Origin of the sequence: Cellulophaga baltica (genome assembly GCF_018861125.1) — a bacterium.
GTDB classification, from domain to species: Bacteria; Bacteroidota; Bacteroidia; order Flavobacteriales; family Flavobacteriaceae; genus Cellulophaga; species Cellulophaga baltica_A.
This window is the reverse complement of sequence record NZ_JAHKQN010000020.1, coordinates 1-20,382: the sequence shown is the minus strand read 5'-3', so window position 1 is coordinate 20,382 and position 20,382 is coordinate 1. Positions and strand designations below refer to the sequence as shown.

The window sequence follows — 20,382 nt, the reverse complement described above, 5'->3', positions numbered from 1 at the left end:
TGACGAATTAACGTATTAATTGTTACATATAATCTTAAAAATCTAAAAATTACCTATTAAAACTAATTTCTGTTTACTCTATAGGTTATTCTTCGGTTGGTAATAACTGTTTTCACTTTTACATTTAGTTGCGCATTTTCAGATGTAGTATCATCACAAATAAAGCTATTGTTACTGATAACTACTCTGTATAAATATTCATTTTTAGTTAGATCAGCACCTAAAACAGTCAGGGTGTTAGTTTGTGTGCCAGAATAATCAGTACCATTAGAGATATTATTGAAATTTAAACCACCATCAATACTTACTTGCCATTGGAAAGTATCATCATCTGTTGCGCTAACAGAAAATATAGCATCGCTACTATCAAAAATAGTTACATCACTAGGTTGTGTTGTAATGGTAGGAGGTGCTCCTGATTCTTGAAATTCATATGTGCCATTAGTATTATTATCAGCAGGAACAGTATATGAAGCAGCTACTACGGTACCATTTGAATCAACCGTAGGAGTTCCTGATCCGTATTCACCACCATCACCACCATCAGCATTTAAATCGTTATAAGCTTCATTTGCATCCGAACAACCATCATCATCACTATCTAGGTCTACACGATCAAATAATCCATCTCCATCTGTGTCAGCACAAGAGTTACTCGGTGTTAAACTAACATTATCTAAAAAAAGTTGATCATGAGGTTGCGCTGTAGAAACTCCTTCAAAGCGTAATTGCGTTGAGTTTGTAGTGGCGGTAAATAAAACTGTTACTGTAGAAGTGTTAGATAAGTTTCCTCCGCCAGTATTTGAAGTATCACCTCCATTTTCAATACTCATTTGATCCGATACTTTTGAGTATACTAAAGTTCCACCAATATATGCATTTAACGTTGATGAGTTTATATATGATGAAACAGTACCTACATCAAAACTAAGAATATAGGTTGTACCAGCTACAACGGTTAAATTTTGATATAACGGTTTAGTTCCTGTATTATAATCGGCATAATAAGCATAACCTGAATAATCTGGATTTTGCCAATTAGAACCATCAGGAGTCCAACCCTCAAAATAATAGGATGTAAAACCTCCGTTAAAAACAACATCAGTTCCTCCTCCAGAAGCACATTCAATAGAATCTAATATACCATCATTATCATCATCTAAATCATCACTATCAATTACACCATCTAAATCAGTATCATTGTTTACAGTCACATTGGCACTTGGACTATCTTCTGTAAAATTAGAATCTACCTGATCTTGTGTATGAGTGGCAGTATTTGTAAATGTTTCAGATTCGGAGTTGTTAGGTAATTCATTAGCAGTAGCAACAATAGTTATAGATTCTAATTCGCCAGCATTTAAAGTTCCAACGTTCCAATTAGGAGAGGACCAACTACCTAAAGTAGGACTTGCGGAAACTAAAGTAAAACCTGAAGGCATAACATCTGATACAATTATGTTTGTAGCTGGATCTATACCAAAATTTTCTACAGTAATTTTAAAAGAAACAGATTCTCCTTCTAAAACATCTGTTTTATCAGCAGTTTTTTTAACAACTATATCAGGGTCACAATAAAAAGCGGAAATAGGTTGAGAATCATAGCTACAAGTACCTTTACTTACTCTAACAAAATAATCACCAGCTGTTGTAGGTGAGTAAGTAGAAAATATTGCTCCAGAAATAAGGCTACCATCACCATACCATTGATAAGTGTCATAAGTACCAGAAACAATTTCTATATCAGCTCCAGGCAGACATCCTCCACCTTCTACTTCTAATTCTACTTCAGGAACAGTATCAAAACCTGAAAAGTATCCAGCTATACCACGAGCCCCATTAAAACCTATAAACCCTACGGCAATAGGACCAGTTGAATTTACACTTACATTTCCGGTAAGATCAGAAATATAAAAAGTTTTCCATTCTGTAGAACCTGTAACAGCTGTTGATGCAGGTAAAGTTACTTCACCAGTATCATCAGTAATTGTTATATTTTCATCGGGTGTAGAAGTCGAAGCAATAACGGTTACACCACCTGTCATAGTAATGCCTGCAGCATCTTCAATATGACTAATGTTATTTACCTCATCAGGCAATAAGCAGTTAACTGGGGCTATAAAATTTAAACCGATAGTATGTATAGCAGATGCACCAGCTAAACATTGATATGCATAAGCATCTTTAGAAGTTGTGATATACATGTTAGCGCCTGGTGTTGCACTTGAATAGTTGGTTGAAGGAATTTCAAAATAATCTCCGTCATTTATTGTTGCTATAGCTGTGGTGCTACCATTTACGTAAATACTTGTGTTATTTTGTGTTCCTATAATAATAGGAAATTCAGTTTCCGTAGTACCATTACCTCTTATAAAAACATACTCTTTACCTATTTTATCTTGAGGAACTGGTTGGTCAATAGCAGCGTCTCTGTTAGAGGCACCACTTTTTACAGCAATATTTAACCCTCCATTACTTATAACTATAGGATTGTTAGAGATTACGTCAGCACCAATCCATCCATCAATATTAGCAGTAGTTTCAGCAGTATAAGCTTCAAAAACAAAAGTTTCATTTTCATTTAATGTAATTGTATAGCTATCATCAGTAATACCGTCACGATCACCTGCAAGTCTAAACTCACAATCAGGATTATAGCCCGAAAGTGTAACTGTGGTATTATCTTCAGTAGCCATTATTCCTAGAACATTTGTTAAGCTACTATGGGTTCCACGATTAGCAATACCACCCCATTTAAAATGTGTACCCATAGCTTGTCTACCCTTACTGGTAAGTGAGGTAGCTTGAGCACTAGATCTTCCTCTGTAGTTTACATAAAATTTTTCACCTCCAGGAGATTCAAATCGTAAACCAGCAGTTGTTAGTACAATACCTGTATTTGCATCAGTAACTATAGTTATTTCATTATTTCCTGTGCCTAAAATTATTTCTTGTGGTGTAGCATTTGAAAGCGAAACAGAGGTGTATAGAGTAGTGGAAGTACCTTGATATACATTTACAGTAAATGTTGCGTCTTCAGGAGTAGACAAATAGATGTATTGTTGTTGAACAGCTTGATTATTGCCTCCTTGTTTTAAAGGTGGCAAGTAGTGTAAATCACTTAATTGACTAAACCCAAATTTAGAGCATAGTAAAATTATAAGAATTATTAAATGTTTTTTTTTCATTATTGACAATAAACTAAGTCTTAGATTGAAAGTGACTTTATCAAAAGTAAAATAAGACAACCTATCTTAAAAAGTCAATTGTTTGTTGTAAAAAGGATTGTAAATGTTGTAAGCATTGAAGATTCGATAGAAAAATAAAAAAGCCAAATAAACTTTTAGGTCTATTTGGCTTTTAATATTTATTAATAATTAACGGTATAGCGTGAAATTACTTATAAATTCTCGGTCATCATCTTCACCATTTAATTTAATCAAATACCAATAATCACCAGTTGGTAAATTTGTATTTTGATATAAACCATCCCAACCACTTGGATTATCTTGTAATTTATAAACTTCTCTACCATAACGGTCGAAAATAACAATGTAGATATCAGGGAATTGAGTAATATTCTTTGGAATCCATAAATCATTAGTACCATCGCCATCAGGTGTAAAGAAATTAGGTATTTCAATATCAATAAATTCAATATAAATACTAGTAATAGCTTCACAACCATTCGCATCTACGACACGAACCTCATAAGTATCAGTTCTAGTGATTCCGAATGTATTGTCACTACCGTTATCTTCACCATCAAAATAATAGGTGTAATCTTCTTTACCACCACTTACTGTTGCAGTAATTTCATTTATATCTTCTTGTGTAGCAACAATAGTTAAAGCTGTATAACCAATAACTTCAAAGTCAAAAGTTTGCAAACAACCATTGGCATGTGCTATTGCAATATAATGAGATCCTGCAGTCATATTTGTAAAATCAGGCTCAAGAACAAAAGCAGCAGAATCGGTAGAGTCTAATGCGTAAAGAACATCATCACTAACAGTTTCATCTTCTAATGTAATGCTTAAACTATTAGTTGGTGTGTCACCTGTACATTCATAAATTACTTCAGGTGTAGCATTTAAGTTTACGCCTACTTCAATAGTAACAACTTCGTTAAGCGTACAACCATTCGCATCTTTTATATATACAGTATGGAAACCTGCTGATAAGTTTTCATATAAAACTTTATCTTGAACAAAATCACTATCCTCGTTAGAATTAAGACTAGTACTATATGGAGCAGTACCACCAGTTATAGCTAATGAGATAGAACCATCGCTACTATCAAAACAAATTTCGTCTTGAACTGTAGAAGTTATTTCTAACTCAGCAGGTTCGGTAATCGTAAACTCAATTACTTCATAACAACCAAGGCTATCTTGAGCAATTACTGTGTAATCTCCTGGCTCTAAATCTTCAAAAGTATTATCTTCATCAAATTGATTTAAGTTTGGAGAAATAGCATAAATGTAATCTCCTGTTCCTCCAGTTAAGTTTACTACAACACTACCATCATCTTCACCATTACAGCTAATATTTGTAACATCATAATTAACTACTAAAGCATCTGGTTCTTCAATTAGTATTTCTTCAGAAATAACTTCACAATCTCTACTTTGAACTCTAACATAATATGTTCCGCTAGGTAAGTCAGAAAAAGTGCCACTAAATTGATTTGCTCGTACTTCTACAGTGGCGCTTGCATCTTCAAATAAAGCATATTCATAATCACCAAGTCCTCCATCTGCTTCCGCAATTATTACTGCTGAATCATCACCAGCACAATTAATTTTAGCGGCAGCAATATCTAAAGTTACCGTTAAATCTTCAATAGGACTTACTGTTAGTTCATTTGATATAATTGAAACACAATTGAAATCATCTTTTACATAGTAGCTATAAGTGCCTACTGGCATGTCAGTGAATAAATGAGTATCAGCACCGTTTGTTTCATTCATCGCACTGAAAGTGATTCCATCTTCACTCCATTCAAACGGAGCAGTTCCTCCAGTTGCAATAAGTAAAAGATCAGCACCATCAAGACAACTTATTGCACTTTCTGTTATTAAAATAGCATCAACATCAGTTGGTTCAACTATTTCAACAATAGAAGTTTCATACTCACAATTAATATCATCAGTAACACTTATACTATAGAAACCAGCACCTAAATTATTAAAATCAGGACTTGTTTGTGTAACAGAGTTACGTAATAATGTTGTACCAGCAGCATCGTCATAAGTATTTAGACTATAACTGTAATTAGGACTAACATTTCTAGCATCTAAAACAAATGAAACGGCACCATCAGTATCACCAGTACATTCAAGTTGCGTATCAGTAATTGTACCTGTTAATGGATCTGGTTCTTCTAATGTAAATATATCATTAAATACTTGAACACACCCAAGTGCATCAGTAATTGTTACCGTATAGTCATCTGCAACTAAACCTTCAAAAAGATTAGCGTAAACTTCAGTAGCAGTTTGTGCTTCACTTGTAGTAGTACCACCAGAAGTAATTTCATAATTTATAGCAATAGTATAAGGACCAACACCTCCTTGAGGAGTAATATTAGCTGTACCTTCACTGTTAGAACAACCCACATTAGATGTTTCAATTGTATCTAAAGTTATTGCAGCATCTGGCGTTGAAATTGTAAATGCACGTTCTTGAGTACATTCAGGGAAACCAGCTTGAGCAACTCTAACTATATAATTACCAGCGGCAACAGGGATAGTAGCAGTTGTACCAGTACCAGTAAAAGTGCCTTGATCGTCTGTTCTGGTTGTTGAAGTTCCATCTGTATTTAAAACTTCCCATTCAAAATCACCTGTATATGTTGCATCAGTAAATGTAACCTCAATACTTCCATCATCACCAAAACAAACTACATTAGAAATGACATCAACAGTTACATCAAATGTATTTGGTTGCTCAACGGTATGTGTAACATATATTTCACAACCTGTTGTAATATTTCTAACTCCGAATGTATGTGTACCCACAGCTAAATCATCAAAAGTATTATCACCAGCCGCCTCGTATGTAGTAGCAGGTAATTGTCTGAACTCATAATTAGTAGGGGTTGATGTGAAATCAGTATATGTACTCGTAACATCAATACTAATATCTTCACCAGCATTCACACAATCAATGTCTTCGTCAACACTTACTGTTGCATCAACTAAAGCGTCAAATGCATTCACAGTAACTGTTTGTTCAGAAGAACAACCTGCATCATCATAAACTCTAACAATTACATCTCCACCAGATAAATCAATATACTGATAAGAACTAGTTGTACCATCTTGTAAAACAGTGCTTGTTGCGTCATCAATAAATACATATCTATTATATGTACCAGTTCCATTTGCAATGGAAGTTTCATCTAAAGTAATTACAGCATTATTTGATGTGTTATCAGAAGTACAACCAAATTGAGTAACAACTGGAGTGTCAAATGTAATTGCTAAATTTTCATCTATTGTTACAGTTTCTGTAGTTGTACAACCATTAGTACCTGTTGCAATAACATCATAAGTACCACCTGGTAAACCTGCAAAACCATTAATTGTACTGTTATAAGTAGCACTTGCAGGACTTATAGTATATGTTAATGGACTAATTCCATTATCACTTTCAATAACAGTAATTGTACCATCAGAACTTCCAGCACATGATACAGCTGTTGTTGTAGCTGTAAAGCTTGGTTCAACTTGAGCGACAATTTCAATAATAAACTCAATAGGGTCACAAGCTGGGGTATTGTTATCATAGACAGCCACTGTATATGTTCCAGCTGTAGAAGCTCCATCCCAAACTATTGAATTAGCAGGGTTTGGTAAAGCGGTTCTTGCTTGTGAATCAGTTGTAGTAGGACCAGTAACTTCATATTCAAAAGTACCATAGCCATCAAAAGCAGTTATTGTAATTTCAGCGTTAGGACTTGTACTACAATCTAACAATTTGGTTATTTGAGCCGTAGCTTGGAATTTAGATGCAATTTCAAAAGTTTCAGAGTTACCGCAACCATTTACATCTTGAATTTCAATAGTTTGCGTTGCAGTTGATGAGCTTAATCCTGTAACGGTATAAACACCATTTACGAAATTAGAACTCTGTAGTGCACCACCATTAACACTTAAGTTGTATGTAGCAGTATCTGTAGTAGTTAAAGTAACTTCTACTTGATAAAGACCTTCATCAACACAGTAATCAACAACATCAATTGAAGAAATTGAAGGAGCAATGTCAAAATCAATTGTTACAGGAGTTTCTTGTATACAATCATTAGCATCTTTAATATAAACTATGTAATCACCAGCAACATCATTATAAGTAGTACTTGTTGTCCACCCTGTATCCGTTGTAGTTGGAGCAGTAGCAGTATCTGTTAAATATTGATATTCGTAAGGTGCAACACCATAATTTCCTGATGCAGTAATAGTACCATCATCATTACAATTTTGATTTTTAGTAGCACTAGCACTAACTTCTAAAAGAGTAGGAGCTTGGTCAATTACAAAAGTGTCTGATGCCATTACACAACCGGTATTTGTACCATCATTTTCTGTAAAAAGAATGTAGTATTCACTAGGAGGAAGATTTGTTGCTATATCTGTTCCTGTAGTTGCAGTAGAAATTGTACCTATAATACCCGTAGTATTATTATCAGGATATGTATAAATCTCATAATCAACACTTGTTGCATCGTAATTATCAATAGTAAATTCAACAATACCGTCGTTACTACCAAAACAAGTAATTGATGTTGTAGTATCAATTGTAGACGTTAAATTAGAATTTGTGGCTACTGGAGTCGTAGCAGTTTGATAATATTCACAACTACTAGTTGCATCGTGAACTATAAAATTATAAGTAACTCCTGGGTTTAAACCTGTAAAATTATAACTTGGAAGCCCATTACTAGATAGTGTACCAAGATGCCAATCAGGGTCAGATGCCGAAAATGTCGGTGCTGGATATTGCGCAAAGTAATATGGTCCACCACTCAATGTTGTTCCAGATGTATTATCAGCTTCTACTAACATTTCACCACTACCAATAGTACAACCTGAAATTCCTGATGCCGTTATTAATACATCAACACTTGGGCTTATTGCTACGGTACTTGATGTTTGACAACCGTTTATATCAGTTACTGTTACAGTGTAATCACCAAAATTTAAATCAGTAAATGTATGATCATTAGAACCTGTTGAAGTGTCATACGATTCAGAAACACTAAAGTCAGCATTATTAATTCTATATATATAGGTCGAGCTACCTCCAGAAGCATCAATAGTAATACTACCTAACTCAGTACCTGAACCTCCACAAGTTATATCTGTGTGAGATATATTGGGTGTTAATATTAGTGGTTCGTCAATTGTAACTGTTTGCTCAACAAAACAAGCATTACTATCTGTAACTCTAACAGTATAATCTCCGGCAGGTAAACTCGTAGTTTGATTAACATAATCTACACTATCCGTATCATTATAAACATTTATTGTATACGGAGCTAAACCAACTGATGTATCAATTATAACATCTAAAGCACCAGTATTATCTCCGTTACAGCTTAAATCTGTTATATCAATATTAGTTATCACTGGAGGGTCTGCATCTGTTACTTCTACAGCATTTGTAATAAATATACAAGCTGGAGATGAAGTGTCTGTTACTCGGAAATAATAAGTGCCAGCAACAGACGTATTGTATGTATCTTCAAGGAAACCAGTTGTATCCCAAGGACCAGCATCAGAGTTAGACCACTCATAAGTATAGTTAGTATCGCCACCAGTAATATTTAAATTAATTACAGCATCATCAATACATGTTTTATCTGTAGCTAAAGCTGCATTACCAGTTAATTGAGGACTAATTGTAATAATTTCATCAACAGGACCACAACCAGAACCGTCATTTACTTCAATAGTATAAGTACCATTTGTTAAACCTGTAAAAGTATATTTAGTTGCTGTAGATGGAGTAGGGGTTTGCCATGCACCACCGTCAATTCTAAATGTATAATCGCCATTACCAGATGTAATATCAACCTCAATTGTAGCATCACTAGCACCTTCATAACAAGATGTAGCTAATAAATCAAATTCTATATCTGCCGGACTATTCACTGTAATTGCTGTAGGTAAAAGAGCCTCACAATCATTATCATCTTTAACACGTACTAAATAGTCGCCAGCATTAGTAACTGTAAAAATTGTTGTTGTTTGATAAGGAGTAATTATATTAGCTGAGGTATCTTCTAATTGATACTCATAACCAGGAGTTCCGCCAGAAGCAGAAGCTTCTAATGTTGCACCAGAATTACAAGTAAGCTCAGCTGTTTGTATTAAACTAGGGATTATTGCAGTTGGGGCAATTAACGTTACCGAAGTAGCAGAAGTAGCTGTACAAGTATTGTCAGTTACCTTGCGTACTATAATTGAATAAGTACCATCAGCTAAATTTGCAGGTGTTGTAAAATCTTCGCTAGTTTCAGCTATCCAAGTTGTTCCACCATCAGTAGAATACTCGTATCCAGTAGTTGTATCAAAGTTTTCAACTTCAAAACGGATACTGCCATCAGAATCTCCATTACAAGTAGGGTCTGTACTCCCTAAAATAGCAACACTAAATTCTTGATCAGCTTCAACTACAACAGTTAAATCTTGTGTAGTTTCACAAACTTCAGGAGCTTGAGTTGCTTGAATATCATCTAAAACTAAGAAGTTACCGTTGTCACTATCTAAATTAGTACGTAACACAATACCAACAACTGTATTTGCTCCTGGATTAAGAGTTACTTCACGTAAATGCCAGTCATCAGCATCAGTATTTTTCGGAATTGCAGTTGTTGCAGTACTATTTATCACAGTTCCAGATGCATCAACTAATTCTATTAGAACTTCAGGGTCATTACCAGAAGCACTATCTATTAATAAGTTGTATCCATAAAAAGAGATAGTAATATCTTGATCAGCTAATACGTCTAAATCATTTCTTGACCATAAAATATTTCCATTACCTACTGAGGTACTAACACCTATAGCCATGAATCTACCATCTACCAAACCAGAGTGATCGTTTGGTGTTCTCCATGACGTATTTGGGTTTGTTACAACATCAGTAACAGCGTACTCACCGTTAACTAATATACCTGCTGGCCCCAAGTTACAATCCGTATCAGTACCGTCTTGTGGTTCGTAACAATAGCCAGTTCCAATTTCTTCAATTTCAGTAGTTGAACCAGAACCGAAATATTCTAGTAATATTGTGCTTTGATCAGAACTAAGAGTGCTACTATAACCTACACTTATATTGTATGTGCCTGCAACATAAGGGCTAAATACATTAGAGTCTGAAGGCGTGTTTTCTATACCATCAATACTATATGTGTAATCAAAATCTGTACTATTATCTGTTGTAATTGTAATTGTTCCGTTTCCATCACAATCATAAGTTACATCGCTATCTAAAATAGGATCGGTTTCTGTACTTGGTACATTTATAACCATATCAAAAGTACAACCAAGGTTATCTCTTACAGTTAATATATAGAAACCTGCTGTTAAATTTTGTTCGTTTACTGTACTGAATGAAGAACCACCATCAAAACTATATTCGTAAGTGCCACTACCGCTACCACCACTAGCATTTAATATTTTTACTAATGCTCCGTTTGTTGGATCACAAGAAGCATCTTCAACAATAGCAGCAGAAGCAGTTAATCTATAAGGTTCATCAATCTCATATTCAAGTGTAGTAACACATCTTGAAGTAGAGGTTCCGCTTGAATCTTCTACAGAAATAGTATAAGTACCACCGCCTAAATTAGAAAATGTATTAGTACTTTGGTATGTAGTTCCACCATCAATACTATAATTGTAAGGAGCTGTACCACCACTTGCTGTGATTGTTAATGTTGACGTAGATGAATCAGCACAAACAATATCAGTATTTGTAGCACTAACAACAACTTCACCTAAATCAATTAAAGTAACACTGTTTGATAATGTACTACAATTACTAGCATCAATTAGAACAAATACATATTCACCTGCGTCAGTTCCATCTAAGAATAAAAAGTCATTTGTATCTTGTTTTTCAGAGTCAGGAATATCATCAATACTAGCATATAATTCAACACCATCTTTACTCCATATAGCCATTTCATAATCTGTAGCTGTATTTCCACCACTTGGTGTAACTGTAATTAAACCTGAGTTACAAGTAATATTTTCTGTAACACTAGCTGTTAAATCTAAATCTTCATACTCATCTACTGTAATAGATTGTGTATCAGTACAACCATCATCAGTAGTCGTTATTACAATATAATCTCCCGCAGGTACACTATTAAAAGTATATGTGTTATCATTTACAGCAACCATTTCTTGAAAGAAAGTTCCAGCACCACTGTTTGTACCATCGTCTAAACGAAGTTCATAACTATAATTAGGTAATGCATTTAAAGCTTGAATTGAAATTGTACCAAAGCCAGAGCAATCTGCAGTTGTAAAATCTACGTTAACTTCATATTCTAATTCTTGAATACCAATTTCTTCTGTTTCAAAAACACAAGCATTTTCAATAGGGTCTCCAGTAGTTGGGTCAAGTGTTGTAATTTGTACTTTGTAAGAGCCACTTGTTGTGATATCAAAATTAGGACCATTACCATCAGAAAAGGGAACAACAACTGTGTCAGAAGTTGTATCTACTAATTGATAACCATAGTTTGCACTTGGGTTTGTAATTCTAATATTACCAGGAGTTTCACATAATATATCAGAAGATATATATTCAATATCTAGTGTGTTTTTAAATACATTAAAATAGAAACGACTGAAACAACCATTTGTATAGTTTATTACTACCCTATATTTACCACTATCAGTAAGGCTGTAGTTGTTTTGTGTTGCTAAATCATTCCATGTACAAGAAGTACTTGTATTGGCACAATCATCACCAATATCCGTACAACTAGTTTCGTCTAATTGTTGCCAAACGATACTATCAGCATCTGTAATTCCTAATTGAATTAATGCTTCATCATTTTCACCACATAAAAATATTTGTGGAATTTCACTACCATCAATAGAGCAGAACAAAATTTCACCTTGTAAATCATTATCTGGGTTTGTATCTGCATTTACCTCGTTAAAGTATTCTAAAACAGGATTAGTTTGTGTTTCACCAAAAAGTTCAACCGTAATAAGTTCAACCAAATCAGAGCAATCTGTTGCTCCTGATTTTTCAACAATATAATTACCTGTTTCAGTTATAAATAATGTGCTAGGATCATTGTCTGAATCACCATCGTCAATTGCATCTTCGCCAGCATCAATTTGACCATTACCATTAGAGTCAATAGCCCAAACATACGTAGCAAAACCTGAACCAGCAGTTAAAGTAGCATCATCACCACATAATTGAACAGTTCTAGCAACATTACAGTTTTCTAAATCATTTAAAATACTATTTGAAGCAACTGAAACTTCGTCACTACAAGTTGGTGTCATTGTTGAGCCAGGTTCGTCACTAAACGTATTTGTATTGGTAACACCTTGGTAAGTAGAGTAGGCTAAATTTTCAACTGTTTCAGAACAAGCGTCGACAAATAAAGAACATTCAGAAGAAAGTGTGACCGTCATTCTAATGGTATATTCGGGGTCACCTGCTTCAACCAAATCATCAGGAATTTCAAAAGTGATTATGTTGTTAACAGCATCGTAAGTGTAGTTTACAGAATTATTTGCAAGCGTAACATCAACATTGTCTAAAGTTACATTGCTAGGTAAAACATCTCTAATAGTATAGTCTGTTGCATCATCATCTCCAGTATTTTGAAAACGTAGTACATAGTCAAAAGTATCACCAAGGCTAATTTCGGTACCATTGATATCATTACCACCTAGATCTTCAGAAGTATTTTGTAAAATAATTTCAGGTGCTAATACATAAGTATAAGAAGCAGCAATTACGGCACCAGTATCAGGATCTACGACAGGTGTTCCAGAGCCATATTCACCACCATCATCGGCATCCGCATTATTGTCTTTGTAAAACTCATCAGCATCAGTACAACCATCATCATCACTATCTAAATCTATATTATTAGGGTAACCGTCACCATCAGAATCTACACAGGTTTCAGCTACAGCTATGTTTATGTTTACATCATCAACGAAATTACCACTTCCAGCTGCTCCTGAAGCAGTAGAAACAGCTTCAAAAACAAAAACTGTGTTGGTTTGCCCAACAGGTACTGTATATGTGCCAGAATATAATATCCAAGCAGTATTATCAGAAGACATTGTTTGTTGTACTGTAGCACTAGCTAGGTCAGCTCCAATTCTTAATTGCATTTCATCAACACCATCTCTACCTCTGTGCCTGAAAGACCAGTTCATTACAGTGCCAGGTGTTAAGCATAAGTTTTGATATAATGCTCCATATTGGGTTGCATTTATTTCAGCATGCTGGTTACCATCATAAGAATTAACTCCTCGAAAGCCAGATTCCCATATTTCTATTCTTGAATCTGTAGCTGTAGTCAGCCATCCAGGTACTGCACTTTCGTTAAGAAGGGAATAATCAGATACATCTGGATCTTCAAAGCTTTCATTTATAATGGATTCAAAACAGAATGAACCATCACATTCGTCACTGTCATAAATACCATCATTATCATCATCAACATCTACAATATCAACAACACCATCATTGTCAAAATCATTATGAACAATTATTGAGGCAGACATAATATCTTCAGTAATATTCTCATCAACCTGATCCTGTGTGTGTGTTACAGTATTTGTAACATTAATTAATGGGTCAATATCAATCTCATCACCAACAACCTCAAGTTCTAAGGTTACTTTTTCACCTGGTTCTAAAGTACCTATATTCCATACACTTCCGTTCCATGTTCCAGTTGTAGTAGAACCACTTACTAAAGTAAGTCCTGCAGGAATATTATCGGTAACTTGTAAATTAGTAACATCTTCGAAACCAAAACTTTCCACTTCTATGGTAAATATAGCAGTTTCACCTTCTGTAATTTCCGACTCATCTACTGTTTTGTTGACTACAATGTCTGTTTCACAATAAAAAATTGTGAGCGTTTGCGAATCATAGGTACATGGACCTTTTGTACCTCTAAGATAATAATCACCTGCTATTGTTGCAGCATAGTCAAATGAATTAGCTCCTTCAATTATAGCTCCATCAAAATACCATTGGTATGCATCAAAATTATCATCTGAAGCTTCAAATATCGTAGAGCCAGAAAAGCAATCCCCTACAGTACCTCCGTTAATATCTAGAACGACTTCAGGAACAGTATCAAAACCAGAGAAATAACCTGCAACTCCACGGTTACTATTGTAACCAAAAAAACCAATAGCCATAGGTCCAGTTGATGTTACGCTAATATCTCCAGATAGATTAGGAATAAAAAATGTTTTCCAATCACTAGAGCCAGTAACTGCATCTGAGGCTGGCATAGAAGTATATTCAACACCATCTTCATATACTATAATGTTTTCATCAGGAGTGCTAACCGAAGCAATGATGGTTAATCCACCAGTCAAAGTAGTCCCAGCCATACTGGTTATACTTGGAATATTATCAAGACTGTCAGGTAGTAGGCAATTTACTGGAGCAATAAAATTTAAACCGATAGTTTGTTGTCCAGACGCTCCTGCTAAGCATTGGTATGCATAAGCATCTTTAGAAGTGGTTACTAGCATATTTGCGCCAGCCGTAGCACTTGAATAATAAGTACTTGGAATTTGATAGTACTCTCCTTCATCTATAGTAGTTTCAGGAGTTGTTGATCCATTAATAAAAATATTTGTATTGTCTTGTGTTGCAATTATTAAAGGAAACTCAGTATTGGTTGTACCATTACCTCTTATAAATACATACTCTTTACCTAAGTTTTCTAGAGGAACAGGTTGATCAAGACCTGCATCACGACTTGCACTTCCTGAGACGACACCAAAATTAATAGCTCCGTTGCTAATAACAATATCTTTATCAGACTCTAAAGAAGCTCCAAGCCATCCTTGTTTTTGGGCTGTTGTTCCAGATGAACCTACATAGGCCTCAAATACAAATGATTCATTTGCATTTAAAGTAATGGTATAAGTGTCTGCTGTTATTCCAGCTGAATTTGTTCCTAATCTAAATACACAATCATTATCATAACCAGATAGTGTTATAGTAGTATTATCTTCAGTAGCCATTATACCTAAAGTATTAGAAAGAGAAGAATTTGTTCCAATGTTAGGAACTCCACCCCATTTAAAACTAGTACCCATGGCTTTTCTTCCTTTTGAAGTCAAAGAAGCTGCTTGTGGAGTAGAACTACCTCTGTAGTTAACGTAAAATTCCTCACCACCGGTTGACTCAAAACGAAGACCGCTATCTGTTAAAACTACACCAGTATTAGCATCTTCAACTAAAGTAACATTGTTATTACTGTTAGCTAATGTCCAAATTGCTGGATTGCTATTATCAATGGTAAAAGTATTGACAGCTGTAGTATTGGTTCCTTGGTAAACATTTACAGTAAATGATGTAGTTTCAGGTGTTGATAAATATACCGCTTGATTTGTTATCGTGTTACTTGTTCCTCCTTGTTTTAATGGCGGTAAGTAGTGTAAATCACTTAACTGCGCATAACCAACTAAATTAGCAGAAATAAATAGGATAAATATTAATAAACGTGTCTTCATTTTGGTGTAGTAATTATTCAGGATATAAAAAAAAGATTAAATGGAGATGTAACCAATTCTTTGTTGTGAAGTGTGATAGTTGTGTAGCGTACGCCGTTTTTCTTGTTGCATCAAAAGCACATTAGGAATATTCCTACAATAGTTAAAATTATATTAAAATTAATTTGGATTGTTAGTTTCATAATTAAGTAATAACTTTAAAAATTACAGATTATTTTTAGTGATAATATATATGGAAGAAGAAAAACTTATGTCGAAAAAAAAACCAGCTTACCCTGTCAGCGATAGGTTAAATAGGTTTTTAGAGCGTTATAGTAGAACTATTGAAATCCCAATTTTTTATGAGGATTTGTTACGTTTTTCCGGTTCTGTTGTAGTTTATGACTCGAATGATGAAGACAGTTTATGGGTGCGTGTGTATTATTCTGAATATGAAAGAGCGGAAATAGATTTAAGCCTTAAAAAAGTATATTCTATTTTAATATCAGATGGAGGAGATTCAATATTTCAATATTTGAATGTCGATGCAGTTGATTATTGTACTTTCGGAAATTCTAAACCATTTCGAATAAAAGTTAGAAATATACTAAACGATAACTTCACTTATTTTTATGTAAAAAAAACCGATGCTTCTCGTATTTATGGTCTAGAATTAGAGCATATGCTTTCGCCATATAATCTTAATTATTTAGTGTATAAAGACACTTTAATTGAAGAGCATATTGCAGGAATTCCAGGAGACTCTTTTATTAAAGATTTTTTACCGCATTGTACTGAGATCGAGAAAGCACAATTAGCTAAAGAGTTTGTAAAATTTAATGAACGTTGTATGATACGCCTTTTAGGTGATATGCGATCTTACAATTACGTAATTGTAACAACTCATGATTTTGATCACGTGGTTTATAAAATTAGAGCTATTGATTTTGATCAGCAATGTTATGAAGGGAAACTAAAAGTATATAGGCCACAATTTTTTAAAGAGAATTACCAAATGGTAGAGCTAGTTAGAAATAAGCTACAGTCAAAATCAGTAGATCAATATAAATTAGAAGAACGATCTATAGTAGCAAAAAGAATAAAGAGTTCAGGAAACAGGATTAAGCGTTTAATAGGTGCTTGCTTGTCAGATAATATATCTACGGTTGAAAATATTGAAGAGTTAAAATCTCAAATTTATGAGTTAACATCAGATATGAAATTTAAAGAGTGTACAAAAATGGGCGAAGTATTGCACCTCGCCCTAGATTTTGTTAAACGTAATTATGAAGATGTAAGTATGAAACAAATAATGGAACAAAACATCAACATAAAAAAATAAAAATCAGTAATTTAGCTTTTTTGTTCCTTGTTAAAATAAACAAGATAGTAATACATTTGTTTCTCTTCATCCCAACCTTTTTCTACAAATTTTTCTGCAGATTCTGGGTTAATGAAGTCTAATTTTATTTGAACGTTAGTATCTAAATTTATAACGTTTTTTATTTTTTTTCGAGCATCAGAAACAGCTTTATTGGCAATGTCAAATGTAGATACATCTTCTACACTATATTTTGGTCCTTTTTCAACCTTATAGTGTTTAAATTCCGGAATTAATTCAGGATTCTCCATTACTTCATTTAAAAAGTTAGTCTCTTCAAATGAATCGTTTTTTGCAAAATGGTTTACAGCTCGGTTCATAAACAAGACTTCTTGTTGCTTATCTTCAGCAGGTAAAACCACATCTTTAGCAAAATTCTGACAGAATTTTAAATAGTTTTTTGTTTTAAAATTATCATCAGACAAAGCCTCAACACCTAAAAAGTCTTCTAACCAATATTTAGTATCGTAACGGTTACTATCTACTGATAATACTTTGTAGCCTTCTTCTTTTTCTGAATCAAAGATTAAACAACCTTTATCTAGTTTATTAATGTTGATACCTTGCTGAACTATTATATCAAGATTATCTTCTTTTTCTTCAAACTGAATAAAATCGTGTTTTAACTCACTTTTAAAAATACCTATAGCGTTAACTTTTACATTGTCTAATAAAACACCAGATAAATAGGCAATATAAACTTCACCACTTTTAATATGTGGGTGGTTAGATTGTTCGTATAAATAAGTTGCTATTTTTTTTGAATTAGCATGTAAACTGTCTTCATCAGAAAAAATATCAGAGACAATTTGATACATTTCATTAAACTCAACATCTACCTCATTTGCGAAATGAAAATAATTCTCTTCTTTTTCTCTAAATGGTTTGAAAAAATATTCTTTTAAAAGGCCTGTAGTCTCATCATTTAAAGCGTGTGAACCTCTTGATAAAAAAATAGCTTCACCTTTATTTTTATTTCCTACGCGGTGTAGTGAAATAGTTTCAATTTGGGTAGAATATAAATTAATCATTATATATAAGTAGTTAGTGTGTTTATTGTGTTTTTAATTCCAATTTTCGTCAAAATCTAAATCTTCATAACTATCAAATGAATCTAAATCTTCATCATCATTAAAATTGAAAGAAGGATCTGCCTCAAACTTTTTTTCTGGAGGAGAATCAGGTATTTCACCAAAGCTAAATAATATGTTAGGGTAAGCTCTACCGTCTTCTGCTTCTGCTATATCAGCTAATTCAACAAAAAATGTCCACATGCTTAGAAAATCATAAACATATATAAGTTTAGGTGTTTTTTCAGTTACAATATCTTCTAAAAATGTTTCGTTCATTAAACGAATATCAGAGCCATTTTCACTTATATCATGTAGTGCAATTTCTTCATCTTGGTTCCATTCTTCATCACAGGTATAAAAAGAAGCCATTTCATTACCTAAAAACCCAAAAGCTTGCGTAATAGAATTATGAAAATCTTCTAATGTAGTACTTGCTTCAATTTCAATATCTCTAAAGATATCGTCTTCTGCATCTAATATAATTCTGATTTTGTAAATCATATCTTTAATTTTTAAAAGGCGACAAAGTTACAAAGTTTTAAGACTCTGTCTTGTTTTTATTGTCTCTAATATTAAATAGAATTGCACACCAAATAGGAGTGAAGCTATAACTAAATGTATTGGTTGACTACCAAATGGAAAATCAAGATAATACATTGATATTCCTGAAATTATTTCAATCAATAATAAAATTAAAACCCAATTAAATTTTGAGAATCCTAACTTGAATTTATAAATGTAAAATGCTAAGTATAAGTTTAATAGTGTAACTAAGATAGAAAAACTTCTATGAATATAAAATTGTAAAGTTGGGTTGCTCAACCATTGCCCTTTTGTAAATTCTCCATAAATATCAGATTGATGGTCTACAAATTGCCGAACTTGAGTACCTAAAACTACTTGTATTAATGTAGCACAAAGCGTAAGTATGAATAAAAATTGAATTTTTTTACTGGGTTTGTTTTCTTTTTTGTGCTCTGTTGAAGTTTTATAAATTACATAAAGAAGCATAGCAACAATCACTAATGCCATAACCATATGCATTGTTATTTTTACGGGTTCTAATACCGAATAAACCACTGTTGCTCCTAACCAAGCTTGAAATCCCATTCCAAATACTACAAGCCATGATAGTATGGTAATCATCTTTTGCTTTTTCCAATAACTAAATGATAAAATTGCTAAAATTAAGGTTGCAATGCCTGCTAATGCTCCACAAAGTCTATTAACATATTCTACCCAAGTATGTGATACATTAAATATTGCGTAATCATGTTTGGTATAAGCATCCCAGTTGTCACTATTGTATTTTTCAGTGGTAGTAAAGTAACCATTTGCAACTTTCAATGTTTCATTATAAATGATAACTTGTCCTTGCTCAAAATCTCTATTTTTTTGCCATTGTAAGGTTTCAGCATCTGTTGGAGGTATATAATAACCAAAGCATTTTGGCCAATCAGGACAGCCCATTCCGCTACCAGTCATGCGAACTACTGCACCAGCAACAATCACTAAATAAACTAATACAAGGGTTATTTTTGCCGTTTTTCTAAAGTGTTTTTGCATGCTAAAAATTTAGAATACAAAATTACTATACTTTATGTTATAAAAGAAGGAAGAAAGCTTTTTGATTTTTTAATATATACTAAAAAACAAAAGAGGATTTTCAAATAAGAAAACCCTCTTTTCAGAAAATGTGGTTTCACAACCTATTCCACCACAATAAATTCAGATCTTCTGTTCAATTGGTGTTTTTTAGCAGTACACTTAGTATTGTTATCACACTCATTAGTTAACTGTGTTTCACCAAAACCTTTATAAGTTAATCGATTAGCACTAACACCTTTATTAATTAAATAGTCATAAGTGCTTTTAGCTCTTCGCTGTGATAAGTTTTCATTGTAAGTATCATTTCCTCTAGCATCGGTATGTGAACCAATGCGAACGTTCACTTCAGGATATTGTTTTAAATACGCAATCACTTTTTCCATGATTACTTGCGCATCTCTTCTGATATATGATTTATCAAAATCAAAGTATATTTTCTCTAAGTTTAATTTTTGTGCTAAATCAGCCCCTAAATCTGCAGGAGTAAAGCTAGAGGCTAATAACAACTCTAAATCTTTCAGACCTTTAGCATCAATAATTTCAAAACTAAGACTACCCTCTTCGTAATTCTCTT

Annotated in this window: 7 protein-coding genes; 1 reads left to right on the top strand and 6 read right to left on the bottom strand. The window is 33.5% G+C overall.

Annotated elements, in window-relative coordinates; translation table 11 throughout:
- Nucleotides 1–62 precede the first annotated feature (62 nt).
- Together KO500_RS10380 and KO500_RS10375 are read right to left on the bottom strand one after the other, a co-directional pair.
- Nucleotides 63–3,188: a DUF11 domain-containing protein gene (locus KO500_RS10380; protein ID WP_215956479.1), complete on the bottom strand. Its 3,126-nt coding sequence runs from the start codon at nt 3,186–3,188 to the stop codon at nt 63–65.
- Nucleotides 3,189–3,377: 189 nt separating this feature from the next.
- On the bottom strand, nt 3,378–15,767 hold the full coding sequence (locus KO500_RS10375; protein WP_215956478.1) for a T9SS type B sorting domain-containing protein: 12,390 nt from the start codon (nt 15,765–15,767) through the stop codon (nt 3,378–3,380).
- Between the two features lie 232 nt (nt 15,768–15,999).
- Between KO500_RS10375 and KO500_RS10370 the strand changes: the two genes are divergently transcribed.
- The gene (locus KO500_RS10370; protein ID WP_215956477.1) at nt 16,000–17,088 is read left to right on the top strand and encodes a hypothetical protein; all 1,089 of its coding nucleotides are present in this window, start codon (nt 16,000–16,002) and stop codon (nt 17,086–17,088) included.
- 11 nt (nt 17,089–17,099) lie between these two features.
- Here KO500_RS10370 and KO500_RS10365 read toward each other — a convergent pair whose 3' ends face one another.
- From KO500_RS10365 to KO500_RS10350, 4 genes are all read right to left on the bottom strand, one after another.
- Entirely contained in the window at nt 17,100–18,158 is a 1,059-nt protein-coding gene (locus KO500_RS10365; RefSeq protein ID WP_215956476.1) for a nucleoid-associated protein, read from the bottom strand.
- A gap of 33 nt (nt 18,159–18,191) precedes the next feature.
- A complete protein-coding gene (locus KO500_RS10360) occupies nt 18,192–18,701 on the bottom strand; it encodes a plasmid pRiA4b ORF-3 family protein (protein WP_215956475.1) in 510 nt (169 codons plus the stop codon).
- Nucleotides 18,702–18,728: 27 nt separating this feature from the next.
- A complete protein-coding gene (locus tag KO500_RS10355) occupies nt 18,729–19,766 on the bottom strand; it encodes a COX15/CtaA family protein (RefSeq protein ID WP_215956474.1) in 1,038 nt (345 codons plus the stop codon).
- 143 nt (nt 19,767–19,909) lie between these two features.
- Nucleotides 19,910–20,382, bottom strand: a 473-nt coding sequence (locus KO500_RS10350; protein WP_215956473.1) for an OmpA family protein, incomplete at its 5' end; no start/stop codon positions are given.

Excerpts from the sequence above, each read along its gene's own strand:
- KO500_RS10365 (WP_215956476.1), bottom strand. The coding sequence starts at position 18,158 with ATGATTAATTTATATTCTACCCAAATTGAAACTATTTCACTACACCGC.
- KO500_RS10360 (WP_215956475.1), bottom strand. The coding sequence starts at position 18,701 with ATGATTTACAAAATCAGAATTATATTAGATGCAGAAGACGATATCTTT.
- KO500_RS10380 (WP_215956479.1), bottom strand. The coding sequence starts at position 3,188 with ATGAAAAAAAAACATTTAATAATTCTTATAATTTTACTATGCTCTAAA.
- KO500_RS10370 (WP_215956477.1), top strand. The coding sequence starts at position 16,000 with ATGGAAGAAGAAAAACTTATGTCGAAAAAAAAACCAGCTTACCCTGTC.
- KO500_RS10355 (WP_215956474.1), bottom strand. The coding sequence starts at position 19,766 with ATGCAAAAACACTTTAGAAAAACGGCAAAAATAACCCTTGTATTAGTT.
- KO500_RS10375 (WP_215956478.1), bottom strand. The coding sequence starts at position 15,767 with ATGAAGACACGTTTATTAATATTTATCCTATTTATTTCTGCTAATTTA.